We start from the raw sequence: 25,838 nt of genomic DNA on the forward strand, positions 1-25,838 counted from the left end.
ACGGCGTACTCAGCCGGTGTTGCGCAGGCCCGCCGCGACACCGTTGACGGTGAGCAGCAGGGCGCGGGAGAGCAGCGGGTCGGGCTCTTCGCCGCGCTCGGCGGCCTGGCGCTGGCGGGCCAGGAGCGAGACCTGGAGGTAGGAGATCGGGTCCAGGTAGGCGTCGCGGATGGCGAACGTCTGCTGGAGTGCCGGGCTGGTGCCGAGGAGTTCGGTGGAGCCGGTGACCTTGAGGACTTCGCTGACGGTGAGCGCGTGCTCGGCCTCGATGGCGTCGAAGACGTGCTTCAGCTCGTCGGGGACGAGGGTGTCGACGTAGTGCCGGGCGATGCGCAGGTCGGTCTTGGCGAGCGTCATCTCCACGTTGGAGAGGAAGTTCCGGAAGAAGTGCCAGTGCTCGTGCATCTCGTCGAGGACGGTGTCGAGTCCGGCTTCGCGCAGGGCCTTGAGGCCGGAGCCGACGCCGAACCAGCCGGGGACGATCTGCCGGGACTGGGTCCAGCCGAAGACCCACGGGATGGCGCGGAGGCCGTCGAGGGAGACGCCGGAGCCGGGGCGGCGGGCGGGTCGCGAGCCGAGGTGCATGTCGGCGAGCTGGTCGACCGGGGTGGAGGCGAGGAAGTAGGCCGGGAGGTCGGGGTCCTCGACGAGCCTGCGGTAGGCGCTGTGGGCGGCGTCGGAGACGGTGTCCATGGCCGCGTCCCAGCGGGCGAGGGCCTCGTCGGACTGGCGGGGGGCGGTGTGGAGGGCGGAGGCCTGGAGGGTGGCCGCGACGGTCAGTTCCAGGTTCTCGCGGGCGAGGGCGGGGATGAGGTACTTGTCGGAGATGACCTCGCCCTGTTCGGTCACCTTGATCTCGCCCTCCAGGGTGCCCCAGGGCTGGGCGAGGATGGCGTCGTGGGAGGGGCCGCCGCCGCGGCCGACGGTGCCGCCACGGCCGTGGAAGAGGCGCAGCCGTACGCCGTAGCGGTGGGCGACGTCGCGGAGGCGGCGCTGGGCGCGGTGGATCTCCCACTGGCTGGTGGTGATGCCGCCGAACTTGGAGGAGTCGCTGTAGCCGAGCATGACCTCCTGGACGTCGCCGCGGAGGGAGACGAGGCGTCGGTAGGAGGGGTCGGCGAGCATCTCGTCGAGGATGAGGTCGGCGGCCTTGAGCTCGTCGGTGGTCTCCAGGAGCGGGACGATGCCGATCTTGGCCCAGCCGGCGTGGAGGTCGAGGAGTCCGGCCTCGCGGGCGAGGACGGCGGCGGCGAAGACGTCGTCGGCGCCCTGACACATCGAGATGATGTAGGACTCGATGACTTCGGGGCCGAAGCGCTCGAAGGCTTCCTTGATGGTGTGGAAGACGCCGAGGGTCTTCTCGCCGGCCGCGTCGAGCGGGGCCGGGGTGGGGGCGAGGGGCCGGCGGGAGCGGAGTTCCTTGGCCAGGAGCTTCTGCCGGTAGTCGCGGGGCATGTCGGCGTAGCGCCAGGACTCCTCGCCGAGGCGGTCGAAGAGCTGGCCGAGCGCGTGGTGGTGGGCGTCGGCGTGTTCGCGTACGTCCATGGTGGCGAGCTGGAGGCCGAACGCGGCGAGCGTGCGGATGGTGCGGTCCATGCGGCCGTCGGCGAAGAGGCCGCCCTTGTGCTCGCGCAGGGAGGTCTGGATGAGCTCCAGGTCGGCGAGGAGCTGGGAGGTGCCGAGGTAGTCGCAGCCGGGGCGGTGGGGGGTGCCCTTGGCGAGGCGCTCGCGGGTGTTGACGAGCTTCTGCCGGATGCAGGTGGCCTTGAGGCGGTAGGGCTCCTCGGCGTTCAGCCGCTTGTAGCGGGGGCTGATCTCGGGGAGGCGTTCCAGGTCGGCCTGGAGGGAGGTGAGGAGCTCGTCGGTGGCTCCGGTGTAGCGGATGGAGTTGGAGAGCAGGCCGCGCAGGTAGTCGATGAGTTCGAGTGCGTCGGTGATGCCGTGCTCGTGCTGGAGGATCAGGACGTCCCAGGTGACGGCGGGCGTCACGTTGGGGTTGCCGTCGCGGTCGCCGCCGATCCAGGTGCCGAAGGTGAGGGGGCGGGTGCCGGCGGGGAGTTCGACGCCGACGCGCTCCAGTTCGGCGGCGAGGTCTTCGAGGACGTCGCCGACGGCGTTGGCGTGCAGCTCGTCGAGGTAGTAGATGGCGTTGCGGGCCTCGTCGGCGGGCTCCGGGCGGACGACCCGGAGTTCGTCGGTCTGCCAGATGAGGTCGATGTTCTCGGCGAGCCGGAGGTCGTGGCGGCGGCGGTCGGCCTCGATGACCGGGGTCTCCAGCAGCTCGGCGATGCGGCGGAGCTTGTTGAGGACCGAGCGGCGGGCGGCCTCGGTGGGGTGGGCGGTGAAGACCGGCCGGACGTTGAGGTTCTTGACGGTGGCGCGCAGGTGCTCGGGGTCGGCGTCCTTGAGCCGGTCGGCGGTGCGGGCCAGGAGCCCGCCTTCGGCCGAGCGGCGTTCGCGCATCTCGTGGGCGCGGTGGACCTGCTCGGTGACGTTGGCGAGGTGGAAGTAGGTGGAGAAGGCGCGCACGAGCTGTGCGGCGGTCTCCAGGCCGGTGTCGCCGAGGAGCGCGGCCGCCGCTTCGCCGTCGGTGCGGGTCAGGGCGCGTACCCGCTCGACGAGGTCGAGGAGTTCCTGGCCTTCCTGGCGTACGAGGGTCTCGCCGAGGAGGTCGCCGAGGCGGCGGATGTCGGCGCGCAGCTCGGGGCTGGCGGCGGGGGTCTGGTCGGCACTGCTCACAGTGTGCGGCTCCTTGCAGTGAATGAGGAGGTGCGTCGCTCCGGCGTCTCCCGGTGACGGTGGTGCTGGGTGGTGGGAGAGCGCCTGGCGGGGTGCGGGGCTCTGCGGCAGGCAGCGGTGCTGTCGCCACGCCCCGACGAGCGGGTGCGGACCGCGCTGTCCGACCCTTCCAGGATAGGTGTCGTCGCCTCCGGCGTGTCCGCAGCCCTGGCGGGGGGCGGGGAACACCGTCGGCACCCAGTGCCCTACCCCTCGGGCAGGCGGACTACCGCGTACGACGGGCTGGACCGGGTTCTCGTGTTGTGGGCCCCGTCACTGCCATACTTACCAAGCCGTAGGTTACGGAACCGTAGCCATGGCCGTCCGAGCGCCACTTCCTCACCCTCCTGGGGACTCCCCTATGCCGTCCACGCCCGATGTGATCGACGAGTCCGGCCCCTCCGCTTCCGCCGCCTCCGCCTCGGCCACCTCCTCCCCTCTTCCGCCCGGCACGCTGGGCGGGGACAAGAAGCGGTCGATCGAGCAGTTCGCGCTGCTGGCGTTCATCGTGGTGCCGTTCGTGGCCTTGGTGGGGGCGGTGCCGCTGGCGTGGGGGTGGGGGGTGAGCTGGCTGGACATCGGGCTGATGGTGGCGATGTACTTCATCGGCTGCCACGGCATCACGATCGGTTTCCACCGGTACTTCACGCACGGTTCGTTCAAGGCGAAGCGTCCGCTGCGGATCGCGCTGGCCGTGATGGGTTCGCTGGCGGTGGAGGGGCCCCTGGTGCGGTGGGTGGCCGATCACCGCAAGCACCACAAGTTCTCGGACGCGGAGGGTGACCCGCATTCGCCGTGGCGGTTCGGGGAGAGTCTGCCGGCCCTGATGAAGGGCCTGTGGTGGGCGCACATCGCGTGGATGTTCGACGAGGAGCAGACCCCGCAGCAGAAGTACGCCCCCGATCTGATCAAGGACCCGGCGATCCGGGCGATCTCTCGCCACTTCCTCACCTTCACGATCGTCTCGCTGGCGATCCCGCCGCTGGTGGGCGGTCTGGTGACGATGTCGTGGTGGGGTGCGGCGACGGCGTTCTTCTGGGGTTCGCTGGTACGGGTCGCGCTGCTGCACCACGTGACGTGGTCGATCAACTCGATCTGCCACGCGGTCGGCAAGCGCCCCTTCAAGTCCCGTGACCGTTCGGGGAACGTGTGGTGGCTGGCGGTGCTGTCGTGCGGCGAGTCGTGGCACAACCTGCACCACGCGGACCCGACGAGCGCGCGGCACGGGGTGATGCGGGGGCAGATCGACTCCAGCGCCCGGCTGATCCGCTGGTTCGAGCAGCTCGGGTGGGCGTCGAACGTGCGGTGGCCGGACGCGGCCCGTGTCGATGCCCGGCGCACGCCCGTACCGGCCGACCCGGCATGATTGACGACGTGGCGACCGACGGCAGCAGCGAGAAGAGCAGACCCACCGCCTCCCGGCGGGCCCGGCGGGTCCGGATGACCGGCAAGGAGCGCCGCGAGCAGTTGCTGGACATCGGCCGGGCCCTCTTCGCCGACAAGGGGTTCGAGGGCACGTCGGTGGAGGAGATCGCGGCCCGCGCCGGGGTCTCCAAGCCGGTGGTGTACGAGCACTTCGGCGGCAAGGAGGGCCTGTACGCGGTGGTGGTCGACCGCGAGATGCGCCGGCTGCTGGACATGGTGCAGGGGGCGCTCACGGCGGGCCACCCGCGGGAGCTGCTGGAGCAGGCGGCGTTCGCGCTGCTGGACTACATCGAGTCGTACACGGACGGTTTCCGGATCCTGGTCCGGGACTCCCCGGTGGCGCAGTCGACGGGCACGTTCGCCTCCCTGATCAGCGATATCGCCACGCAGGTGGAGGACATCCTGGGCCTGGAGTTCAAGGCCCGCGGCTTCGACCCGAAGCTGGCGCCGCTGTACGCGCAGGCGCTGGTGGGGATGGTTGCCCTGACCGGCCAGTGGTGGCTGGACGTCCGCAAGCCGAAGAAGGCGGAGGTCGCGGCGCACCTGGTGAACCTGTGCTGGCACGGCCTGGAGAACCTGGAGTCGAAGCCGCGGCTGATAGGGCACCGGAAGAGCTGACCGCGTACCCCTTCCGCACGTCGTCACCCGTTGTGATGACGGCTGCGGATTTCCCGCCGTAGTGTGGTCGGCAGGGCACAGATTCCCGTCCATGGGAGGAACCATGACCGCCGAGCCGACCACCGCGCACAGCTCCCGCTGGCCGGTGCCCCCGCAGGACGGATACACCGTGGACGATCTGTTCACGCTGCCCGATCTCCCGCCGCACACAGAGCTGATCGACGGGAGCCTGGTTTTCGTGAGTCCGCAGCGACGCTTTCACCAAAAGACGATCGACCTGTTGGTGAATGGCCTGCGCAGTATCGCTCCGGCCGATGTGAAGGTGGAGCGCGAGATGACGGTGGTCCTGGACCGGCGCAACGGTCCGGAGCCCGATGTGTCCATCGTCAGTGCTTCCGCCACCGCCGGCCTTGAGCAGACGCATTTCAAGGCCGCCGACGTCGTCCTCGCCGTCGAAGTCGTCTCCCCCGACTCCGAGGCCCGCGACCGTGAGGCCAAGCCGCACAAGTACGCGACCGCCGGCATCCCGCACTTCTGGCTGGTGGAGATGACGGGCAGCGACCAGCACCCCGTGGTGCGGGTCTACGAGCTGGACCCGGTGACGAAGGCGTACGCGCTGACCGGGATCCATCACGACCGGCTGAAGACGGGCGTGCCGTTCCCCGTGGACATCGACATCTCGGCGGACGCGCTCAAGGAGCTCTAGATCTGTAGAGCTGTGGGACGCCTCAAGCCGCGTCCGGCTCCAGGAACTCCAGGCGGTTGCCCGCCGGGTCGTGGGCGTAGAAGCGGCGGTGGCCGGGGAGGTTGTCGTCCCATTCCGTGCGGACGCCGTGGGCCTCCAGGCGGGCCGCGTACTCCACGATCCCGGTGACGCGCAGGCCCGGGTGGGCCTTCTTCGCGGGGTGGAAGTCCGGCTCGATGCCCAGGTGGAGCTGGACGGGGCCGACGGCGAACCAGCAGCCGCCGCGGGCGGCCAGCACCGGGGGTTTCGGGATCTCGGTCATGCCCAGGGCGTCGGCGTAGAAGGCGCGCAGGGCGTCCTCGGAGCCGGGTGGGGCGGCGAGCTGGACGTGGTCGACGGCGGCGAGGCCTACCTGAGCGGTCATGACTTCTCCTTGCGGGCTACGGCTTGCGGGCTACGGCGAAGATGCGGCGGAACGGGAAGACCGTGCCGTACGGGCCCGGCGGGTACGCCTCGCGCAGCAGGTCGCGGTATTCGGTGACGAACGCGTCGCGGGCCTCGGGGTCGTCGGCCAGCGCGGTGAGGACGGGGCGCAGGGCGGTGCCCTTGACCCAGTCGAGGACGGCGTCGTCGCCGTGCAGGGTCTGGAGGTAGGTGGTCTCCCAGACGTCCGCCGTGCAGCCCAGGTCGCGGAGGCGGGTGAGGTAGTCCGCGGGCTCCAGGACCGAGGCCGTGCGGTCGCCGGTGCCGTGGAGGCGGGGGCGCCAGCGGTCGGATGCGCGGAGCTGGGCCAGGAGGGTGTGGCTGGGGGCGGTGAAGTTGCCGGGGGCCTGGAAGGCGAAGGTGCCGCCGGGGGCGAGGGCGTCGATCCAGCGGGGGAAGTAGGCGGCGTGGCCGGGGATCCACTGGAGCGCGGAGGTGGAGACGATCAGGCCGTACGTCTCGGTGGGCGTCCAGGTGGCGGCGTCGGCCTCGGCGAAGTCGAGGAGGGGCGGGCGGGCGTGGGCGGCGGCCTCGGCGAGCATCTGCGGGGAGGTGTCGTAGCCGGTGATACGGGCCTGCGGCCAGCGGTCGGCGAGGAGGGCGGTGACGTTGCCGGCGCCGCAGCCGAGGTCGGCGATGCGGGGCGCGGGGTGGCCGGGGAGGTCGCCGATCCGGGCCAGGAGGTCCTGGAAGGGGCGGGTGCGGTGGTCGGCGTGGCGCAGGTACTGCTGGGGATCCCAGGTGGGGTCGGTCGTGGGCGGCGTGGGCGACGTGGAGGGCGTGGGCGGCGTCTTCGGTGTCATGGGGAACAGGATCACGCCCGCTATATCTTGATGTCAAGACACTTGAATTCAAGAGACTTCATGTCGACAGACCCTCTACACTGATCCACATGGAGGACGAGGTCGACCGACTGGTCGCAGCATGGCGCCGAGAGCGCCCCGACCTCGACGTGGAACCGCTCGAGGTGCTCAGTCGTGTCTCCCGCCTGGCACGCCACCTCGACCGGGCCCGCCGCATAGCGTTCGCCGAGCACCACCTGGAGCCGTGGGAGTTCGACGTGCTCACCTCGCTGCGCCGGGCCGGCCCTCCGTACCAGCTCTCCCCCGGGCAACTGCTGACCCAGACCCTGGTCACCTCGGGCACGATGACCAACCGGATCGACCGGCTCACCAAGAAGAACCTGGTCGAGCGGCTTCCCGACCCCAGCGACCGGCGCGGTGTCCTGGTCCGGCTGACCGCCGAGGGGCGCGACAAGGCCGACCAGTCGCTGGCCGGGCTCCTCGACCAGGAGCGGGCCATCCTCGGCGAGCTCTCCCGCCGTCAGCGCGGCGAACTGGCCGGACTGCTACGCCAGTTGACTGCCCCGTTCGACAACATCCCCGGCTAGCCGGACCGTTACGGGCTCCGCCGGGCCGACCCCGGCCCGGCGGGCGAGCGCCACGGCGGCCAGCGTCGAGTGCACCCCGAGCTTGCCCAGCACGTTCTGCATGTGCGTACGGACCGTGTGCGGGGAGAGGAACAGCCGCTCCGCCACCGCCTTCCTGCCCAGACCCGCCACCATGCAGCGCAGCACCTCGCGCTCGCGCGGCGTCAGCGACTCCACCAGCGCCTCGCTCTCGGTGCGGTGCTTACGGGTCGCCGTCAGCTCCCGCAGCACCCCGGTCAGCAGGGCGGGCGGCAGATGCGTCTCGTCGCGCAGCACGCCCCGGACGACCGTGAGCAGCCGCTGCAGCGAGCAGTCCTTCGCCACCCACCCCGAGGCCCCCGCCTGGAGCGCCCGGGCGGCGCACCGCGGGTCGTCCTTCTCCGCGAGCACCACCGAGCGCACGCCGGGCCGGGCGGCGCGGACCTGGGCGACCAGCGAGATGCCGTCGACGGCCCCCGGCTCCTCCGGCCGGGGCACGGGGAGCACAGGGGCGCCGCCGCCGTGCGCCAGGACGCCGAGCTCGGCGTCGACCAGGATCACGTCGTACGGGCGCGCCTCGGCGGCCGCGCGCTCCAGGGCGCGCAGCGCGGCCGGGCCGCTGCCCGCCGCCGCCACGTCCACGTCCGGTTCGGCCGCGAGGGCCGCCGCGAGCGATTCGGCGAAGATGCGGTGGTCGTCGACCACCAGAACCCGGATTCGAGCCACAGAGAGACCCCCATCAGCGGGGGCGGACAGCCGCGGGTACGGCGTCCGGAACATCCGGCGGGCCCGTGGCCTGCCTTCACCGGCGGCCTCCGGTGCTCCGACCGCCGTCGTATGCACCGCCTGCCGCCCCGCTCCGGGCGCCGTACCCGACTCTCTCGCCCCCTGATCCGGCACCGGCCCCCACCGGTGCTGGGATCAGCGTACGGGCGGGGGCCGGAGGGGGAAGGCGATTCGCGGAACTGGTGGGCCGGGGCGGCCTACGAGGTGTTTAGGGTGGGGTTCATGTTCCGTCTTGAGGCAGAAGTGGACAAAGAACGTCACCGCCTGCTGAGCAAGCGTCTCCAGGAGGACAACGTCGCGGCCTCGGCCGGTCTGCGCGCCCTGCTCTCCACCTCCGCCGAGCACGAAGTCCCGCTGGAGGTGTGGGCGTTGGACGAGCAGGGCACGGTCGCCGGCGGGCTGACCGGGCGGACCTGGGCGTACTGGCTCCATGTCGACCTGCTCTGGGTCGACGCCCGCCACCGCTCCGCCGGCCTCGGCTCGCGACTCCTCGCCGAGGCCGAGCGGGTGGCCCGCACGGAGCGGGCCTGCACCCGCTCCCGGCTGGAGACCTGGGACTTCCAGGCCCCGGACTTCTACCGGAAGCAGGGGTACGAGGAGATCGGCCGGGTCGAGGATTACCCGCCCGGCGTCACCGAGTTCATCCTCACCAAGCGGCTCTGAACAGCCCTGCCGCGTAAGGCCGGTTCAGCTCAGGCGGCGTGCCCCCGCCGAGGGGATCGCGGCGAAGATGCCCGGCGCCGCGTGCCCCGCCCCGGCGAACGCCTTCGTGACGGCCTCCGCCACCGCGTCGGCCTCCGCCGCCTCCACCAGCACGATCGCCGAGCCGCCGAAGCCGCCGCCGGTCATGCGCGCCCCGAGCGCCCCGGCCTCCCCCGCCGCCGCGACCGCGAGGTCCAACTCGGGGCAGGAGACCCGCAGATCGTCGCGGAGCGAGCGGTGACCCTCGTCCAGGACCGGGCCCGCCGCCCGCACCTCGCCCGCGTCCAGCAGGGCGATGACCTGCTCGACCCGGCGGTTGTCGCCGACGACGTGGGTGACGTACCGGATCACGGACTCGTCCGCCCCGGCGTCCGCGAGCGTGGCCAGGGCCGCGTCGAGACCGTCGTACGGGAGGTCGCGCAGGGTGGGTATCCCGAGGAGCCGGGCGCCCTCCTCGCAGCCGGCCCGGCGCTCCGCGTACGCCCCGTCGCCGAGGGCGTGCTTGACCCGGGTGTCGACGACCAGGAGCGTCAGCCCCTGGGAGGCCAGGTCGAAGGGGACCTGGCGCAGGGTGAGGTCGCGGGTGTCCAGGTGCAGGGCGTGGCCCTCGGTGCAGCAGGCCGAGGCCATCTGGTCCATGATCCCGCAGGGCACGCCGACGAAGTCGTTCTCGGCGCGGCGGCCGATGACGGCCAGTTCGGGACCGGTCAGGCCGAGGCCGAACAGGTCGTTGAGTGCGAGCGCCGTGACGGTCTCCAGGGCGGCGGAGGAGGAGAGCCCGGCGCCGGTGGGGACGGTGGAGGTCAGCGCGATGTCGGCGCCGGTGACCGGGTGGCCGGCCTCGCGCAGCGCCCAGACCACGCCCGCCGGGTAGGCGGCCCAGCCGTGGCCGGAGCCCGGGGCCAGCTCCTCGACGCGGAGCGAGACGACGCCTCCGGGTACGTCGGAGGAGTGCAGCCGCAGGACGCCGTCGGTGCGCGGGGAGACGGCGGCGACGGCGGTGTGCGGGAGGGCGAGCGGCATGACGAAGCCGTCGTTGAAGTCGGTGTACTCGCCGATGAGGTTCACCCGTCCGGGTGCCGCCCATATGCCGTGGGGTTCACCCCCGTACAGCTCGGTGAAGGTGGCGGCGGGTTCCGACGGTGTGGTGGTCCCGTTCATGGGGTGGTGGTCTCCTCTCGGCGGGCGAACTCCCAGGCGTCGGCGACGATTCCGGCCAGGTCGGCGCGGGACGGCTGCCAGCCGAGGCGTTCGACGGCGGTGGCGGCGGAGGCGACGAGGACGGCCGGGTCGCCGCCTCGGCGCGGGGCGGGGGTCTCCGGGATCGCGTGGCCGGTGACCTTGCGGACGGTCTCGATGACCTCGCGGACCGAGAAGCCGTTGCCGTTGCCGAGGTTGCAGATGAGGTGCTCGCCGGGGGCGGCCGCGTCCAGGGCGAGGAGGTGGGCCTCGGCGAGGTCGGCGACGTGGATGTAGTCGCGGACGCAGGTGCCGTCGGGGGTGGGGTAGTCGTCGCCGTAGACGGAGATCGACTCGCGCCTGCCCAGGGCCACGTGGAGGACGAGTGGGATGAGGTGGGACTCGGGGGTGTGGCGTTCGCCGCAACTGCCGTACGCCCCGGCCACGTTGAAGTAGCGCAGCGAGACGGCGGCCAGGCCGTGGGCGGTCGCCTCGCCGCTGATCATGTGGTCGACGGCGAGCTTGGAGGCGCCGTACGGGCTGGTGGGGGCGGTGGGGTCGGTCTCGGTGATGGGGCTGGAGACCGGTTCGCCGTAGGTGGCGGCGGTGGAGGAGAAGACGAGGGTGCGCACACCGTGTTCGCGCATCGCGGCGAGGAGGGCGGTGGTGCCGCCGACGTTGTTGACCCAGTACTTCTCGGGGTCCACGACGGACTCGCCGACCTGGGAGTACGCGGCGAAGTGCAGGACCCCGTCGTAGGTGGGGTCGAGGTGGCGGGCGGCGTCCTGGATGCGGCCCTCGATGAAGGTGGCGCCGGCCGGGACGCCGGCGCGGAAGCCGGTGGAGAGGTCGTCCAGGACGGTCACGTCGTGCCCGGCCTCCAGCAGGTGCTGGGCGACGACGCTGCCGACGTATCCGGCCCCGCCGGTGACCAGGTACTTCTTCGCGCTACTCATTCGCTCGCTACCTCTCGCAGTCGCTGGGCCGCGGCCTCCGGCGGCACGTCGTTGATGAACACGCTCATGCCGGACTCGGATCCCGCGAGGAACTTCAGCTTGCCGGAGGTCCGGCGAATGGTGAAAAGCTCCAGGTGCAGGGCGAACTCGTCCCGGCCGTCGATCCCGAACGGCGCCTGGTGCCAGGCGGAGATGTACGGGGTCGGCGGCTCGCCGGGCCCGAAGATCCGGTCGAAGCGCCTCAAGAGTTCCAGATAGACCTGTGGGAACTCCGTACGCGCCGCCTCGTCGATTGCGGGCAGGTCGGGGACGCGGCGGCGGGGGTGCAGGTGGACCTCGTAGGGCCAGTGCGCCGCGTACGGGACGTAGGCGATCCAGTGGTCGGTGGCGAGGACGACCCGGGTGCCGTCCTTCTCCTCGCGGGCGACCACGTCGTCGAAGAGGTTGCCCCCGGTCTCCTCGCGGTGGCGGGCGGCCGAGCGGAGCATCAGCTCGGTGCGGGGGGTGACGAAGGGGTAGCCGTAGATCTGGCCGTGCGGGTGGCCGAGGGTGACGCCGATCTCGGCGCCCCGGTTCTCGAAGCAGAAGACCTGGGTGACCTGGTCGAGCGCGGAGAGCGCGGCGGTGCGGTCGGTCCAGGCGGCGAGGACGAGCGCGGCCTGCTCCTCGGTGAGGTCGGCGAAGGACGCGTCGTGGTCGGAGGTGAAGCAGACGACCTCGCAGCGGCCGGAGTCGCCGGCGAGGGAGGGGAAGCGGTTCTCGAAGACGGCCACGTCGTAGTGGCTGTCGGGGATCTCGCTGAGGCGCCCGTCCCGGGTGGGGCAGAGCGGGCAGGAGTCGGCCGGCGGGTGGTAGGTGCGGGCCTGGCGGTGCGAGGCGACGGCGACCGCGTCGCCGAGGAGCGGGTCGCGGCGGATCTCCGACGAGGTCGACACCGCGTCCAGCGGGCGCCGGTCGACGGCGTCGCGGACGGTGCCGTCCGCGGAGTCGTAGTAGATCAGCTCACGGCCGTCGGCCAGGCGCGTAACCGTCTTCTTCACCAGGGTCCTCCACCCGTTCCCCCAACCAACACAAACGCACATAACAAATCACAAGCGAACACCCTCGTCAATGCCGACGCCCGTACGCCACTCACAGAGATCGTCCGCAACACTTCCGTGCGGCATACCCGGACATTCCACCGCACTCGATCACGATCGAACAAAGAAGCCCAACGAACCTGTTCATTTAACGAACACAGAGGCGTAAGTTCCGTCGGGTTCAGTTCGCGCAACGAAGCGAGTACCCCCATGCAGACACTGGCCGAAGGGCTCCGTCTCCCCACGAACGGGCTCGACTACGCCATCCTGGCGATCTACTTCGTCGTCGTCCTCGGCATCGGCTTCGCGGCCCGCGCGAGTGTGAAGACGAGCCTCGACTTCTTCCTCTCCGGACGGTCCCTGCCCGCCTGGGTGACCGGTCTCGCCTTCGTCGCGGCGAATCTCGGGGCCACCGAGATCCTCGGCATGGCGGCGACCGGCGCGCAGTACGGCGTCGCGGTGGTCCACTGGTACTGGATCGGCGCCATCCCCGCCATGGTCTTCCTCGGCCTGGTGATGATGCCGTTCTACTACCGCTCCAAGGTGCGCTCCGTACCGGAGTTCCTGCTCCAGCGGTTCGACAGGTCCGCCCACCTGCTGAGCTCCATACTCTTCGCCTTCGCGGCGATACTCATCGCGGGCGTCAACCTCTACGCCCTGTCGATCGTCGTGGAGGCGCTCCTCGGCTGGCCGCAGTGGGTCGCGATCGTCGTCGCGGGCCTGTTCGTGCTGATCTACATCACCATCGGCGGCCTCTCCTCGGCGATCTACAACGAGGTGCTCCAGTTCTTCGTCATCCTCGCCGCGCTGATCCCGATCACCGTGCTGGGCCTCAAGCGGGTCGGCGGCTGGGACGCCATGAGCGACTCGCTGACCAAGCAGCACGGCGGCGACTTCATGACGGCCTGGGGCGGCACCGGCATCGGTGACGCCAACCCGCTCGGCGCCAACTGGCTGACGATCATCCTCGGGCTCGGCTTCGTGCTCTCCTTCGGCTACTGGACGACGAACTTCGCCGAGGTGCAGCGCGCCCTGTCCGCGAAGAACCTCTCCGCCGCCAAGCGCACCCCGCTGATCGCCGCCTTCCCGAAGATCTTCATCGTCTTCGCGGTGATGATCCCGGGTCTGGTCGCGGCCGTGATCGTGCCGCAGATCGGCACCCCGGACTCGGACCTCACGTACAACGACGCGATCCCGCTGCTGATGCAGGAGCTGCTGCCCAACGGGGTGCTCGGCATCGCGGTGACCGGTCTGCTCGCCGCGTTCATGGCGGGCATGGCGGCCAACGTGTCCTCGTTCAACACGGTGTTCACGACGGACATCTGGCAGCGGTACGTGGTGAAGGGCAAGCCGGACACGTACTACCTGAAGTTCGGCCGGCTGATCACGGCGATCGGGGTGCTGGCCTCGATCGGCACGGCGTTCATCGCGGCGAGCTTCTCCAACATCATGAGCTACCTGCAGACGCTGTTCTCGTTCTTCAACGTCCCGATGTTCGTCGTCTTCATCATCGGCATGTTCTGGAAGCGGGCTTCCATGAAGTCCGGTGTCTGGGGGCTGATCGCGGGTACCGGCGCCGCGATGGTCAACTACTTCTGGATCTACAAGGGCGGGGTCATCGACATCCCGTCCGACCAGGGCGCCAACTTCGTCTCCGCGATCGTCGGGTTCGTCGCCGGGGCCGTCGTCATGGTCGTCGTCACGCTCTTCACCGCGCCGAAGCCCGAGGCCGAGCTGGCCGGTCTGGTGTACGGGACGGAGTCCCCGGACCCCGACGAGGCGCTGGAGGAGGCCGACAAGGCCTGGTACCGCAAGCCCGCGCTGCTCGGCTGGGGCGCGATCGTGCTCGCCGCCGCGTGCTACGTCCCGTACTCGTTCTGATACTTCCGATCGGAGGAACCCACCATGTCCGACCTGCACAAGGAAGTCTCCGAACTGGAGCGCAAGTCCGCGACCGCGGCCCGTCTCTTCGACATCCGGCGGATCATCGGCGGCCTGTTCGTGGTCTACGGGGTGATCGTCACCATCGCCGGGATCAGCCCGTCCGACGCCGACCTGAAGAAGGCCGAGGGCGTCCACATCAACCTGTGGACCGGCCTCGCGATGCTGGCGCTCGGTCTGTTCTTCCTCATCTGGATGAAGCTGCGCCCGGCGGAGGCGCCGGCCGCCCCGGTCGAGGAGACCGGCGCGGACTGACCCGTCGCCTGCCCTGACGCCCTCGGGGGCCGTACGTCACCCGCGCTGTCCGGGAACGTACGGCCCCTGTCGCGTCCCGCCGTTCGCCGCCGCCCGCTCCAGCAGTCCCGTACGGGCCGCGAGGGCGGCCGCCTCCAGCCGGGATCCGACGCCCAGCTTCATCAGGACCCGCTGGACGTGCGTACGGGCGGTGCTCGGCGCGATCCGCATCCCGGCCGCGATCAGCCGGGTGTCCTCGCCCTCGGCGACCCGGACGAGGACCTCCGCCTCGCGCGGGGTCAGCATCTGGAGCAGGCGGCGGCCCTCGTCGTCGGGCTGGGCCGCCGGGTTGAGCAGCTCGGCGAAGGCGCCGTGCAGCAACTGCGGGGCGACGGCGCTCTCCCCCACCCGCGCCTTCAGCATCGCCCGCTCGACGCCCTCGATGCGCTCGTCGTGCCGGACGTACCCCGCCGCCCCGGCCGCGAAGGCCGCGGCGATCCCGCGCGGGCTCGGCACCGGCCCGAGGACCACCACCGCCACCTGCGGGCGCTCCTGGACGATGCGCGTGATCGGGTCGAAGACCCCCGGCGCGGCGGGCGACGCCGTACCGAAGAGGCAGACCTCCGGGGCCCGGCTGACCACCAGCTCCGCCGACCCGGACGTCGGGGCGGCCGCCGCGAGCACCCGGTGCCCGCGCAGTCTCAGCGCCGAGGCGAGTGCCTCGGCGAGCAGGCGGTGGTCGTCGACCACCATGAGCCGCACGCTCATCGTTCAAGCTCCAAGTGCCCGTGTATGCCCTGGATACCGGCCCCCCGGGCTCCCTGACCCGGCAACGTACACGCTTGTTCGGCGCTGTGTGCCCCTTACGGGGGAGAAGCTGATCAGAGTGCCGAATTCTGCTTGATTCAGGATCACTTGGAGACCGCACGCGGGGCAGAAAACGATCAGCCCTGCCAGCCAGCGATCAACTGGCAGGGCCGATGGGCGGGTTGGGGGTGTCAGTCGGTGCGGAAGCCCACCGCGAGGTAGAGCTTCTCGTCCGCCTGGCTGTCACGGCGCTCGCTGATCAACTGCTTCGCGAGGAAGAGGCGGCCCTCTCCGTAGAGGACTTCGGAGCGGTCGGCGGTGAACGCGGTCTCCGCGTCCCGTACCGACTCGTCGCTCGGGTTCTCCATCAGCAGCGTCTGCTTGAAGGTCTCCCCGTCGATGGAGACGATCTGGCCGCCCTTGTCGTACGGAGGCCGCTTGTAGGCGATGACGTTGGTGCCGTCCATCCGGAGCGGGGTCAGGCTGTAGCGGTCCCCCGCGTCGGCCCGGCCGCCGAGCAGCTTGCCGGTGGTGAGGTCGAAGGCGACGACCTCGTTGGTGTCGCCGTACTCGCTCGTACCGTCGTGGTCCTCGGTCGGCAGGTAGAGCCGGTTGTTGCCGACGACCGCCGCACGGCAGCTCTCGACGTCGGTGGAGCCGCAGCGGGCCGCGTACTTCTCCGCGTCGGCGGAGATCCGCACGATCAGCTTGCCGGTCGCCGCGTCGATCGAGAAGAAGTCGGAGATGGCGCTGCCGTCGTTGGCGGTGTCGCCGACGTTGGCCGCGACCACCAGCGGCTTGGTGGAGACGATGGAGGCGTAGTCGACGCCGGCGGGCATCTGGTACGAGGAGAGGGGTGCGCCGGTCGCCGGGTTCAGCGCCTGGATCTGGAGCTGCGGGCTGTCGTACGAACCGCACTTGCGGACCACGGCGAGGGCTTCACCGCCCCCGTACCCCGTGTCGTAGCAGCGGTCGGCGCTGACCTTCGGCTTCCAGAGCTCGGCACCGTTCTCCAGCTTGAAGGCCGCGCCGCCCGAGGTGCCGCCAGCGGCGACGGTGGTGCCGCTGAGCGTGACCTCGTCGAACTGGACCGGCCGGTCGCCGCCGGTGGCGGAGGTGACTGACTTGCTCCAGAGCAGCTTGCCGGCGGCCAGGTCGACGGCGCCGACCTGGTTGCACGCGGGGTACTTCTTCGCCTTGGTCGGCTTGCCCTCCTTGAAGAGGATCGCCGTCTTGAAGTCCTTCGTCATGTGCGGGGAGGCGCCGCAGACCTCGCCGGCGACCGGCACGGACCAGAGCTTGGTGCCCTTGTCGCGGTCGTACGCGACGACCTCGTTGACGCCGGACTTCACGTACGCCTTGTCGGTGAGCCAGGAGCCCTTGACCGCGGTGACGTCGGTGACCTCGGGCTGCGGGAGCTGGAAGGCGACCTTGGAGCCGGTGTTGCCGGGGGCCTTCTCGCTGCCGCCGGCCAGGCCGCCCTCCTTGCCGTCACCGCCCTTGCCCTCGCCGCCACCGGTGGAGCCGGAGGTGGAGGCCTGGTCGCCCGTGTCGCCGTCGTCCTTGGTGGAGGTGTAGACGACGGCCGCGCCGATGATCAGCACCACGGCGACGGCCGCGGCGACGATGATCTGCATCTGGGTGGAGAACTTCTTGCCACCGCCGGGGCCGCCACCGCCCGGGCCGGGCTGCGGGGCGCCGTACATCGGCTGGGTGGGGTAGCCGTAGCCCTGCTGCGGCATGCCGGGCTGACCGGGCTGGCCCGGGTAGCCGGGCTGACCGCCCGGGTAGCCCGGCTGGCCCGGCTGGCCGGGGGCTCCCTGCGGGTAGCCGTAACCGGGCTGCTGGGCCTGCGGGTAGCCGTACCCGTTGGGCTGCGGGGCCGGCGGGGTCGGGTAACCGGGCTGCGGGGTGCCGTAGCCTCCGGCGGGCGGGCCGGCCGGAGGGGGCTGCTTGCCGAAGGGGTCCGCGGGCGGCGGGGTCGGCTCACCGAACCCACCGGGCGGCGGGTCCTGCGGGGCCCCGAATCCGCCGGAGGGCGGGCCGGCAGGAGGACCTGCGGGCGGTCCTGCCGGGGGCTGGCCCGGGGGCTGGTTCGACGGCTGGCCCGGGGGCTGCCCGGGGGGCTGGTTCGGGGGCTGGGGCTCGTTGGGTGGCTGCTGCGGCGGCTGGGTCATCGCGTACGTACCTCGGAGGATGTGTGGGGGTGGGGTCGCGTCCGGCCGCGAGGGGCCGGCTGCCTTCGGATGCCGTCGTGAGCGGTCACTTGGAGAACACCAGCGCCGTCGCCTGCTCCATCTCGCCGTCGTCGCGGCCGGTGATGCGCTTGGGGAAGAGGAAGGAGCGGCCGTCCCGGTACACGGTGTTCATGCCCCCGAAGAGGCTGTTCTCGATCCGGTTGGTCCCCTCCGGGTGCTGGAGCAGGACACTGGTGGAGCCGCCCGTCGGCGGGACGGTGAGGATGGCGCCGGCCTTGTCGTAGCGGGGCTCCGCATAGAGCAGCACCTTGCCGCCGTCCATCCCGATCGGGCTCACGGTGCGCCCGGCCGGGGCGGCCACCGTCCACTTGGGCTTGCCGGTGTCCAGGTCGAAGGCGACGACCTTGTTGGTCCGCTCGGAGCCGGTGGTGTCGGTCTTGGTGGCCATGTAGAAGGTGTCGGCGTCGGCGGCGACGCCGGAGCACCCTTCGAGCTGCTGGCCGAAGATGGAGAGCAGGCCGCCGCAGTTGGCGGTGACCAGGTCACCCTTGGCCGGGCTCAGCTGGGAACGGAGCTTGCCGTTGTCGGTGAACGCGGCCACCGACCACTGCTTCTTCTTCCTGTTCTCCAGCGAGACCACGAGCGGGCTCACCGAGTACGTCTTCTTGATCTCCCATCCGCGAGGCGGCTGGTAGGTCCACTTGGCCTTGCCGGTGGCCGGGTCCAGCTCCTGCAACTGGTGCTGGGGGTTGTCGGCGTCGTCGTTACGGCAGTTGGCGGCGGCGATCAGCTTCGGGCCGCCGGCGAAGGCGAAGGTCCGGCAGTTGCTGTCGGGGGTGCCGAACAACTGCTTGCCGTCGCTGACCCGGTAGGCGCTGGAGTAGCTGGTCCGCCCGGCGGTGACCGTGTTCCCGCTGATGGCGAGGCCGATGTCGGAGATCAGGTCGAAGGCGCCGCTCTTCTTGACCTCGGACTTCCAGCCGGCCTTGCCGGTGTTGAGGTCGATCATCTGCATCACGGAGCACTTGGACCGGTCCGTGGTGCCGTTCTGGATGCCGATGACGATCTTGCCGTCGGGGGAGACCGTGTTGGGGGCGGCGCAGATGTCGGCGGGGAGCGCGACGGTCCACTTCTTCTTGCCGTCGGCGACCGAGTAGCCGGAGATCCCCCGGTACAGGGCCGTGACCACCGTGTCGCCGACGAACCAGGGGCCACGGATCTCGTCGCCGTCGCGCGGGAGGTCGACCTCGTTCTTCTGGAGCCAGGCGACCTTGGCCTCGCCCGGCTTGCGCCCGGCGTTGAGGTCGTCGTCCGTCTCCCGGCCGTCGCCGGTGCCGTCGCCCTCGTCGACGGAGGGGGAGGCGGTGGGCGCCTCCGACCCCTTGGCGTCGCCGCTGGGGCCCGCGACCGGCTTCTTGGGGTCGTCGCCGCTGTCGCTCACCACGTACCAGGCGCCCGCGCCGACGAGCAGGACAACGGCGACGGCCGCCGCGGCGAGGACACCGGTCTTCCCCTTGAAGGGGCCGCCGCTGCCGGGACCGCCGGGTCCGCCGGGTCCGCCGGTTCCGCCCGGGGCGGGGGCGCCGGGGTACTGCTGCTGCGGGTAGCCGTAACCGGGCTGCGTGGGCTGGCCGTAGGGGCCGGGGGCAGGCTGGCCGTAGCCGCCGGGGCCGGGCTGGCCGTAGGGGCCGGGCTGCTGACCGTACGGACCGGAGGGCTGCTGACTGTAGGGGCCGGGCGCCTGGCCGGGGGCCTGATGACCGTACGGGCCGGGCGCCTGGCCCGGCGCCTGGGGGTAGCCGTACCCGGGCTGCGGAGCCGGGGGCGTCTGCGGGTAGCCGTACGCCGGGCCGCCCGGGGCCGGCGGCGTCTGCGGCGGGCCGGCCGGGGGCTGGGGCTGACCGGCCGCCGGGGCCTGCGGCGGCTGCTCCGGCTGCTTGGCCAAGGACGGCTGCGGCTGGTCCTGCGGCGGCTGAGGAGTCCCCTGCGGCGGCTCCTGCGGAGCCCCGAAGCCCCCCTGCGGCGGTTGCTGGCTGGGCGGCTGGCTCATCAGCACGTCCCCCTTCGTGCGGGCCGGTGCCCGATCCGGTCTCCCCCGCGATTCCGGGAGGGAGGGTTCAATCACCCCCGGAAAGGAGCGAATCGGGCATGGCTTCCGCGGTGTCACGACAGTCGAGCGGGGCTTCTTTGTACCACCCACCAGCCATCGAACACCGGATCGGTCCGCCCCCTGTTCCCAAGGGAGAACCGGGTCGTGATGCCCTCGTTACGACCGGCGGAAGATGACGGCCAGTCACCGGGGACGAACCTCCGGCCCGATCGCCTTCAGCCACCGGCCGCCGCCCCGCCGACGGACGACCGCATGAGCACGGTGCGTCCGTCGCGGCGGGCGGGCTCTCAGGCGTCCTCGGCCAGTTCCAGCCAGCGCATCTCCAGCTCGTCGCGCTCGGTGACGAGTTCGCGAAGCTCGGCGTCGAGCCCGGCGACCTTCTCGAAGTCGGTGGCGTTGTCCGCGATCTGCTTGTGCAGCGCGGTCTCCCGGGTCGAGAGCTTGTCGAGCTGCCGCTCGACCTTCTGGAGCTCCTTCTTCGCGGCGCGGGCCTCCTGCGCGGAGAGGGCCGGAGCGGCGGCGGGGGCTCCGGCTCCCGCTCCGGACGAGCGGGGCGCGGGGGCGGCGGAGGGGGTGACGGCCTCCTCCATGCGCTGCCTGCGCTCCAGGTACTCGTCGATGCCGCGCGGCAGCATGCGCAGGGCGCGGTCGCCGAGGAGGGCCATGACCTTGTCCGTGGTCCGCTCGATGAAGAACCGGTCGTGGGAGATCACGATCATCGATCCGGGCCAGCCGTCGAGGAGGTCCTCCAACTGGGTCAGGGTCTCGATGTCCAGGTCGTTGGTGGGCTCGTCGAGGAAGAGGACGTTGGGCTCGTCCATCAGCAGCCGCAGGATCTGGAGCCGGCGGCGCTCACCGCCGGAGAGGTCGCCGACGGGCGTCCACTGCTTCTCCTTGGTGAAGCCGAACTGCTCGCAGAGCTGGCCCGCCGTCATCTCGCGGCCCTTGCCGAGGTCGACCCGGTCGCGGACCTGCTGGACGGCCTCCAGGACGCGGAGGTTCGGGTTGAGCTCGGAGACCTCCTGGGAGAGGTAGGCGAGCTTGACGGTCTTGCCGACGACGACCTTCCCGGCGGCGGGCTGCTCGTCGCCCTGCGTACGGGCGGCCTCGGCCAGGGCGCGCAGCAGCGAGGTCTTGCCCGCGCCGTTGACGCCGACGAGGCCGACGCGGTCGCCGGGGCCGAGCTGCCAGGTGAGGTGGGTGAGGAGGGTCTTGGGCCCGGCCTGGACGGTCACGTCCTCCAGGTCGAAGACGGTCTTGCCGAGGCGGGCGTTGGCGAACTTCATCAGCTCGCTGGTGTCGCGCGGCGGCGGCACGTCGGCGATCAGCTCGTTGGCCGCCTCGATGCGGTAGCGCGGCTTGGACGTACGGGCGGGGGCGCCGCGGCGCAGCCAGGCCAGCTCCTTGCGCATGAGGTTCTGCCGCTTGGACTCCTCGGTGGCGGCGATCCGCTCGCGCTCGGCGCGGGCGAAGACGTAGTCGCTGTAGCCGCCCTCGTACTCGTGGACGGTGCCTCGCTGGACGTCCCACATGCGGGTGCAGACCTGGTCCAGGAACCACCGGTCGTGGGTGACGCAGACGAGCGCCGAGCGCCGGGTCCGCAGGTGGCCGGCGAGCCAGGAGATGCCCTCGACGTCGAGGTGGTTGGTGGGCTCGTCCAGGACGATCAGGTCCTGCTCGTCGATGAGGAGCTTCGCCAGCGCGATACGACGGCGTTCACCGCCGGAGAGCGGGGCGATGACGGTGTCGAGCCCGTGCTCGAAGCCGGGGAGGGCGAGACCGCCGAAGAGCCCGGTGAGCACGTCGCGGATCTTGGCGCTGCCCGCCCACTCGTGGTCGGCGAGATCGCCGATGACCTCCTGGCGGATGGTCTTCGCCGGGTCCAGCGAGTCGTGCTGCGTGAGCACACCGAGCCGCAGCCCGCCGTTGTGGGTGACGCGGCCCGTGTCCGCGTCCTCCAGCTTGGCGAGCATCCGGATGAGGGTGGTCTTGCCGTCGCCGTTGCGGCCGACGACACCGATCCGGTCGCCCTCGGAGACCCCGAGGGATACACCGTCGAGCAGGGCACGGGTGCCGTACACCTTGCTGACCTGCTCGACATTGACCAGATTGACGGCCATTTCACTCCTGCCCAGGGGGTTGATCGACCTTCCCAGGGTACGGCGCGGCGGAGGGGGCTCGGTGGCACGGGCGTGCTGTCCGGACCGCGGCTCGGTGTGCGGGATGATGCCGGTGAGCCGGGAGGTGGCCATGCGGACGATGACCTGTGAGGAATTCCTGGCGGATTGCGCCGGGACCGTGGACGCGGTGGGCAGGGGCGGGGAGGCGGTTGCCGTGACGCGGGAGACACGGCTCCGTGATGATCGCGGGAGACACGGCTCCGTGGTGATCATGCCCGTGGCCGAGTACACGTCGTTGAAGGAGACCCTTCACCTTCTCCGCGACCCCGCGAACGCACGTCGGCTGCTGGCTTCGATCGGTCGGCTGGAACGGGGTACCGGCACCGTACGGGATGCTGCCGAGGGGTGGGCGGCGGGCGGGTAGCCGCCCGTGGAGCCCTACCGCACGGCCGTCCCCCGCCCCGCCCGCTCCACCAGCAGCCAGCCGCACAGCGTCATCGCGACGGCGGCCGGGGCGGTGACCGGGATCGCGATCAGCAGGGCCGTGCGGCCCTCCAGCAGGCCGGCGAAGCCGACCAAGGAGAGGCCGAGCACGCCGAGGAGGCAGAGCGTCGCGCCGAGGGCGGCCAGCGGGCCGGAGCCCGTACGGAGGGCCGTGGGCGCCGGGCGCTCGACGGTGCGGAAGGTGGCGACCAGGGCCGCGGTGAGAACGGCCGCGGCGGCCAGGCGCAGCGGGGTCTGGGCCCACCAGGCGGCGGTGGCGGGTTCGGGGAGCGGGACGTCCAGGGCGAGCATCGCCCCGTACACGCCGAGCATCGCCGTGAGGTGCCAGAGGAACGCGGTCATCGCCACCCCGTTGGCGGCCACCACCGTGCGCCAGGCGCGCGGGCGGGCCAGCAGCCGGGCGGCGGGGGCGCGGAGCAGCTCGACCGCGCCGACCAGCCAGAGGCCGTGGCAGAGCAGGGCGAGGGTCGGCGGGGCCATGTTGCTGACCTTCTCGCCGGGCATCCCGACCATGGAGAGCGGGTAGGGCCCGAACGCCACCAGGGCCACGGCGGTGACCAGGCCGCCCCCGGCAAGGAGCGCGGGGCGGCGGAGTGTGGCGAGGCCCGCGCCGACGCCGAGGCGGCCGTCGGCGCGCAGGAAGCCGAGCTGGTGCACCGCGAGCCAGACGAAGGCGAAGTTGAGGAACTCGACGTACGGGACCCCGGCCGCGAACCGCAGCACGTCCACGGCCGCCGCCGCACCCGCGAGACCGGCGAACGCGCCCCAGCCGTACCGCTCGTGCAGCCTCAGCAGCGGCGGGGTGAACGCCACCATCGCCAGGTAGATCCCGATGAACCAGAGCGGCTGGGTCACCAGCCGCAGGGTGACACCGGTCAGCCCGCCGCCTCCGCCGAGCAGTTGGACGAGGAGGGCGGCCGCACCCCAGACGAGGACGAAGACCATGGTGGGGCGCAGCAGCCGCTGGAGCCGGGCCCGCAGGAAGGCCGCGTAGACGGAGTCCGCGGAGCCTTCAGGGCGCTTGCGGAGGAGGGAGCGGTACGACAGCGCGTGCGCGAATCCGCCGACGAAGAAGAACACCGGCATGACCTGGAGCAGCCAGGTCAGCGGCTGGAGCGCCGGGACGACGGCGAGCAGGTTGCCGACCCCGTCCGGGGTGACCGCCGCCATCATCCAGTGCCCGAGCACGACAGCGGCGAGCGAGGCGACCCGGAGGAGGTCGACGTAGCGGTCCCGGGTGGCGGGAGTGGCCTCGGCGAGAACGCGAACTGGTGATCCCATGGACATACGTTCGCGGCGGACGGGGGTGCGACGGGAGGGTACGGGTACTCAATTCGGCGCCTGAGTACGCGGGATGCGCCGCCGATGCGCCGAGTGAGCCCCCTCCGTACCGGGGAGGAGACAGGGGCAGGACAAGCACGCAGGCCGTCCACGTGCCCACCGGACCGAGCCGCCCCACCGGATCGGAGTACCCCTATCGTGCGGACCTCTCACCGCCTCACCCTCAGCGCCCTCGTCGGCGTGCTCGCCCTGGCCGGATGCTCGGGTGGCGCGCCGACCGACGACAGCGCACCGGTGACCGCGGCTCCGTCCCTGTCGTCGTCGGCGCCGTCGTCATCCCCGTCCCCGTCCCAGGCCCCGGCCCCGCCGTTGCCGTCTCCGTCGTCCCCGTCCGGCACCACGGAGATGCCCGCCCCCACACCCACGGCCACCGCCTCGACCGCCCCCGCCCCCGATCCGGTCATGCCCGCCCTGCACAGCAGGACCTACGAGCAGGCGCGGACGGAGTTCGCCCGCCAGGACCTGTCTCCCGCACGCCTGAAAACCGCCGCCCAGCACAAGGACGTCACCCTTCCCCGGGACCACGGCGCCTGGTACATCTGCGACACCAGCCCCCGGCCCGGCGACCCGCTCCCGGCCACCACCACGGTCACCGTCAAGCTCGCGCGGGACTTCAGCGACTGCACGACGAGTTTCAACGGCTACCTGTACGAAAAGAACGACCCGGCCTCCACACCCTGAGCTGCTTGCCGGAACGGCAACTTCTCGTGCGGATCCCGGCGGCCGGTGACCACACTGGGCGGGTACCCGACAGCGCGCCCCGCCGCGCGCGTCCCGGCCGAAGGAGCTCTCCGTTGACCACCACCGATGCCGCCGCCTCCTGGGACGGCGTGTACGCCGCCCGGCCCGTCGCCACCGACCCCCGGCCGAACGTCCGGCTCACCGAGACGGTCTCCGACCTGCCGCCCGGCGACGCGCTGGAGCTGGGCTGCGGTGAGGGCGGCGACACCCTGTGGCTCGCGCGCCAGGGGTGGCGCGTCACCGCCGTGGACGTCTCGGCCGTGGCGGTCGAGCGGCTCACCACCCTGGCCCGCTCGCTCGGCCTGGGCGACCGGGTCACGGCCGAGCGGCACGACCTGGGCGCGACCTTCCCGGAGAGCCCGGACGGCCCCGAGGGCGGGTTCGACCTGGTCACCGCCCACTACCTGCACACCCCGCACGAGCTGGACCGGGCGGTCGTCCTGCGCCGGGCCGCCCAGGCGCTGCGGCCGGGCGGCCGGCTGCTGGTCGTCGACCACGGTTCGACCGCGCCCTGGTCCTGGAACCAGGACCCCGACGTGCACCACCCGAGCCCGCAGGAGGTCGCCGAAGGCATCGCGCTCGACCCGGCCACCTGGACGGTCGAGCGCGCCGACGCGCCCCGCCGCATCGCGACCGGCCCGGACGGCACCACCGCCGAGGTCACCGACCACGTCCTGATCGTCGTCCGCCGCACCGCCTGACCCGCCCGCACCCTGGAGACCCGCCATGGCCACCCGTGACCGCCGCCGTGACACCCCGCCGCCCCGGACCGGCGGCAGCGAGGCCGAGACCCTGCGCGGGTTCCTCGACTACCTGCGGACCTCGGTCGCCGCGAAGGTGGACGGCGCCCCGGAACCGGAGGTCCGGACGGCCGCCGTGCGCTCGGGGACGAACCTGCTCGGCCTGCTCAACCACCTGACGTACGTCGAGCGCGCGATCTTCCTCGGGGACCAGGTCACCGACTGGCAGGCCACGTTCACGGCGGCGCCGACGGACAGCGTGGCCGAGGTCGTCGCCCGCTACCGTACGGCGGTCGAGCGCGCGAACACCGTCCTCGACGGGTGCACCGACCTGGCCGCCCCGGTCCCCCGGCCGGAGTCGGGCAAGCCCGGGAAGCCCGGGAAGCCCGCGCCCAGTGTCCGGTGGGCGCTCGCCCACATGATCGAGGAGACCGGCCGGCACGCCGGTCACGCGGACATCCTGCGCGAACTGATCGACGGTTCGACGGGCCGCTGAGCCGGCTGTCCCCCGAAGACTTACGCCGTCACCACGTGCGCGCCCCGCGCGGGCGCCGGCGCCACCCGCGCGTTCCGGCAGGTACCGGATGCCAGCAGCGCGTCGGCCACCTTGCGGGCCGCCGGCTCGTCCGCGACCAGGAACGCCGTCGTCGGCCCGGATCCGGAGACCAGCGCGGCGCACCAGGGGCAGTCAGCTGCCTCAAATTTGGGATGGCAACTCGCAACTACGACACTTTACCGATTTCCTTAACTCCCGAGACGAAGGAATTAAAACTGGGTGACCTATTTTCCTGAAGGTTCAGGTGCGGACCTACTCTCCGCCCCCATTCCGGCTTACAGCGGCTAACACAATGAGTTGATCTGTCGGTGGGTGATGAGGCAGCAGGCGAGTTTGAGGAAGGCTTCGTGGATGTCGGCTCGGCGTTCCCAGCGGATGCGGAGGCGTTTGAAGCCGTGGAGCCAGGCGAAGCTGCGTTCGACGACCCAGCGGTAGGTTCCCAGTCCG

24 protein-coding genes and 1 pseudogene are annotated in these 25,838 nt (G+C 71.6%); 11 read left to right on the forward strand and 14 right to left on the reverse strand.

Going from position 1 to position 25,838, the window contains the following annotated elements:
- Nucleotides 1-9 precede the first annotated feature (9 nt).
- Entirely contained in the window at nt 10-2,739 is a 2,730-nt protein-coding gene (gene ppc, locus ACFWRT_RS20975) for a phosphoenolpyruvate carboxylase (protein ID WP_380952962.1), read from the reverse strand.
- A gap of 400 nt (nt 2,740-3,139) precedes the next feature.
- On the opposite strand from ppc, the gene ACFWRT_RS20980 reads away from it, so the two are divergent.
- From ACFWRT_RS20980 to ACFWRT_RS20990, 3 genes are all read left to right on the forward strand, one after another.
- Entirely contained in the window at nt 3,140-4,144 is a 1,005-nt protein-coding gene (locus ACFWRT_RS20980) for an acyl-CoA desaturase (protein WP_380952961.1), read from the forward strand.
- Entirely contained in the window at nt 4,141-4,821 is a 681-nt protein-coding gene (locus ACFWRT_RS20985; RefSeq protein WP_015609059.1) for a TetR/AcrR family transcriptional regulator, read from the forward strand. The genes ACFWRT_RS20980 and ACFWRT_RS20985 overlap by 4 nt, the downstream gene beginning before the upstream one ends.
- 103 nt (nt 4,822-4,924) lie before the next feature.
- Nucleotides 4,925-5,527, forward strand: a complete 603-nt coding sequence (locus ACFWRT_RS20990) for a Uma2 family endonuclease (RefSeq protein WP_380952960.1) — start codon at nt 4,925-4,927, stop codon at nt 5,525-5,527.
- 22 nt (nt 5,528-5,549) lie between these two features.
- Here ACFWRT_RS20990 and ACFWRT_RS20995 read toward each other — a convergent pair whose 3' ends face one another.
- Nucleotides 5,550-5,930 carry a VOC family protein gene (locus ACFWRT_RS20995; protein WP_380952959.1) on the reverse strand — a complete coding sequence of 127 codons (381 nt, stop codon included), beginning with the start codon at nt 5,928-5,930 and terminating at the stop codon, nt 5,550-5,552.
- Between the two features lie 16 nt (nt 5,931-5,946).
- Nucleotides 5,947-6,792, reverse strand: a complete 846-nt coding sequence (locus ACFWRT_RS21000; protein WP_380952958.1) for a trans-aconitate 2-methyltransferase — start codon at nt 6,790-6,792, stop codon at nt 5,947-5,949.
- Nucleotides 6,793-6,881: 89 nt separating this feature from the next.
- Between ACFWRT_RS21000 and ACFWRT_RS21005 the strand changes: the two genes are divergently transcribed.
- A complete protein-coding gene (locus tag ACFWRT_RS21005) occupies nt 6,882-7,379 on the forward strand; it encodes a MarR family winged helix-turn-helix transcriptional regulator (protein ID WP_018515683.1) in 498 nt (165 codons plus the stop codon).
- Here the strand turns inward: ACFWRT_RS21005 and ACFWRT_RS21010 are convergent.
- Nucleotides 7,338-8,123: a LuxR C-terminal-related transcriptional regulator gene (locus ACFWRT_RS21010; RefSeq protein WP_380952957.1), complete on the reverse strand. Its 786-nt coding sequence runs from the start codon at nt 8,121-8,123 to the stop codon at nt 7,338-7,340. The two genes, ACFWRT_RS21005 and ACFWRT_RS21010, sit on opposite strands and share 42 nt — an antisense overlap.
- Nucleotides 8,124-8,405: 282 nt before the next feature.
- Here ACFWRT_RS21010 and ACFWRT_RS21015 point away from each other — a divergent pair, with 282 nt between their 5' ends.
- The gene (locus ACFWRT_RS21015; protein WP_380952956.1) at nt 8,406-8,846 is read left to right on the forward strand and encodes a GNAT family N-acetyltransferase; all 441 of its coding nucleotides are present in this window, start codon (nt 8,406-8,408) and stop codon (nt 8,844-8,846) included.
- Nucleotides 8,847-8,870: 24 nt separating this feature from the next.
- Here ACFWRT_RS21015 and galK read toward each other — a convergent pair whose 3' ends face one another.
- Genes galK through galT form a run of 3 tightly spaced genes read right to left on the reverse strand, consistent with a single transcriptional unit; the run spans nt 8,871 to nt 12,060 of the window.
- Nucleotides 8,871-10,046 (reverse strand): galactokinase, encoded by a 1,176-nt coding sequence (gene galK / locus ACFWRT_RS21020; RefSeq protein ID WP_380952955.1) that lies wholly within the window; start codon nt 10,044-10,046, stop codon nt 8,871-8,873.
- Nucleotides 10,043-11,020, reverse strand: coding sequence for a UDP-glucose 4-epimerase GalE (gene galE, locus ACFWRT_RS21025; RefSeq protein ID WP_380952954.1), 978 nt, complete (start codon nt 11,018-11,020; stop codon nt 10,043-10,045). The genes galK and galE overlap by 4 nt, the downstream gene beginning before the upstream one ends.
- Nucleotides 11,017-12,060 carry a galactose-1-phosphate uridylyltransferase gene (gene galT / locus ACFWRT_RS21030; RefSeq protein WP_380952953.1) on the reverse strand — a complete coding sequence of 348 codons (1,044 nt, stop codon included), beginning with the start codon at nt 12,058-12,060 and terminating at the stop codon, nt 11,017-11,019. Before galT ends, galE begins: the two co-directional genes overlap by 4 nt.
- Before the next feature lie 249 nt (nt 12,061-12,309).
- On the opposite strand from galT, the gene ACFWRT_RS21035 reads away from it, so the two are divergent.
- Complete coding sequence (locus ACFWRT_RS21035; RefSeq protein ID WP_380952952.1) at nt 12,310-13,980, forward strand: sodium:solute symporter family protein; 1,671 nt, start codon at nt 12,310-12,312, stop codon at nt 13,978-13,980.
- A gap of 24 nt (nt 13,981-14,004) precedes the next feature.
- Nucleotides 14,005-14,295 carry a hypothetical protein gene (locus ACFWRT_RS21040; protein ID WP_380952951.1) on the forward strand — a complete coding sequence of 97 codons (291 nt, stop codon included), beginning with the start codon at nt 14,005-14,007 and terminating at the stop codon, nt 14,293-14,295.
- 36 nt (nt 14,296-14,331) lie between these two features.
- Here the strand turns inward: ACFWRT_RS21040 and ACFWRT_RS21045 are convergent, their stop codons facing one another.
- From ACFWRT_RS21045 to ACFWRT_RS21060, 4 genes are all read right to left on the reverse strand, one after another.
- Complete coding sequence (locus ACFWRT_RS21045) at nt 14,332-15,042, reverse strand: helix-turn-helix transcriptional regulator (RefSeq protein WP_380952950.1); 711 nt, start codon at nt 15,040-15,042, stop codon at nt 14,332-14,334.
- Between the two features lie 230 nt (nt 15,043-15,272).
- Nucleotides 15,273-17,258 carry an outer membrane protein assembly factor BamB family protein gene (locus ACFWRT_RS21050; protein WP_380952949.1) on the reverse strand — a complete coding sequence of 662 codons (1,986 nt, stop codon included), beginning with the start codon at nt 17,256-17,258 and terminating at the stop codon, nt 15,273-15,275.
- Nucleotides 17,259-17,343: 85 nt separating this feature from the next.
- Nucleotides 17,344-19,329, reverse strand: coding sequence for an outer membrane protein assembly factor BamB family protein (locus ACFWRT_RS21055; RefSeq protein ID WP_380952948.1), 1,986 nt, complete (start codon nt 19,327-19,329; stop codon nt 17,344-17,346).
- Nucleotides 19,330-19,676: 347 nt separating this feature from the next.
- Nucleotides 19,677-21,509, reverse strand: coding sequence for an ABC-F family ATP-binding cassette domain-containing protein (locus tag ACFWRT_RS21060; protein ID WP_380952947.1), 1,833 nt, complete (start codon nt 21,507-21,509; stop codon nt 19,677-19,679).
- A 139-nt stretch (nt 21,510-21,648) separates the two neighbouring features.
- Between ACFWRT_RS21060 and ACFWRT_RS21065 the strand changes: the two genes are divergently transcribed.
- Nucleotides 21,649-21,933 (forward strand): type II toxin-antitoxin system Phd/YefM family antitoxin, encoded by a 285-nt coding sequence (locus ACFWRT_RS21065; RefSeq protein WP_381121336.1) that lies wholly within the window; start codon nt 21,649-21,651, stop codon nt 21,931-21,933.
- A 14-nt stretch (nt 21,934-21,947) separates the two neighbouring features.
- On the opposite strand, the gene ACFWRT_RS21070 is transcribed toward ACFWRT_RS21065, so the two are convergent.
- Nucleotides 21,948-23,294: an acyltransferase family protein gene (locus ACFWRT_RS21070; protein WP_380952945.1), complete on the reverse strand. Its 1,347-nt coding sequence runs from the start codon at nt 23,292-23,294 to the stop codon at nt 21,948-21,950.
- A gap of 198 nt (nt 23,295-23,492) precedes the next feature.
- Here ACFWRT_RS21070 and ACFWRT_RS21075 point away from each other — a divergent pair, with 198 nt between their 5' ends.
- The 3 genes from ACFWRT_RS21075 (at nt 23,493) to ACFWRT_RS21085 (ending at nt 25,331) form a co-directional block, all read left to right on the forward strand.
- Nucleotides 23,493-24,035, forward strand: coding sequence for a PASTA domain-containing protein (locus ACFWRT_RS21075; protein ID WP_380952944.1), 543 nt, complete (start codon nt 23,493-23,495; stop codon nt 24,033-24,035).
- 113 nt (nt 24,036-24,148) lie between these two features.
- Nucleotides 24,149-24,796, forward strand: coding sequence for a class I SAM-dependent methyltransferase (locus ACFWRT_RS21080; protein ID WP_380952943.1), 648 nt, complete (start codon nt 24,149-24,151; stop codon nt 24,794-24,796).
- Nucleotides 24,797-24,821: 25 nt separating this feature from the next.
- Nucleotides 24,822-25,331, forward strand: coding sequence for a DinB family protein (locus ACFWRT_RS21085; protein WP_380952942.1), 510 nt, complete (start codon nt 24,822-24,824; stop codon nt 25,329-25,331).
- Nucleotides 25,332-25,351: 20 nt separating this feature from the next.
- Here ACFWRT_RS21085 and ACFWRT_RS21090 read toward each other — a convergent pair.
- Both ACFWRT_RS21090 and ACFWRT_RS21095 read right to left on the reverse strand, forming a co-directional pair.
- Nucleotides 25,352-25,510 (reverse strand): annotated as a pseudogene (locus ACFWRT_RS21090) (4-(cytidine 5'-diphospho)-2-C-methyl-D-erythritol kinase); the annotation flags it as partial.
- A gap of 165 nt (nt 25,511-25,675) precedes the next feature.
- Nucleotides 25,676-25,838 (reverse strand): transposase (locus ACFWRT_RS21095; protein WP_380953015.1); only part of this gene is annotated, 163 nt, incomplete at its 5' end.

The organism is Streptomyces cyaneofuscatus, assembly GCF_042718795.1.
Taxonomy (GTDB): domain Bacteria; phylum Actinomycetota; class Actinomycetes; order Streptomycetales; family Streptomycetaceae; genus Streptomyces; species Streptomyces cyaneofuscatus_A.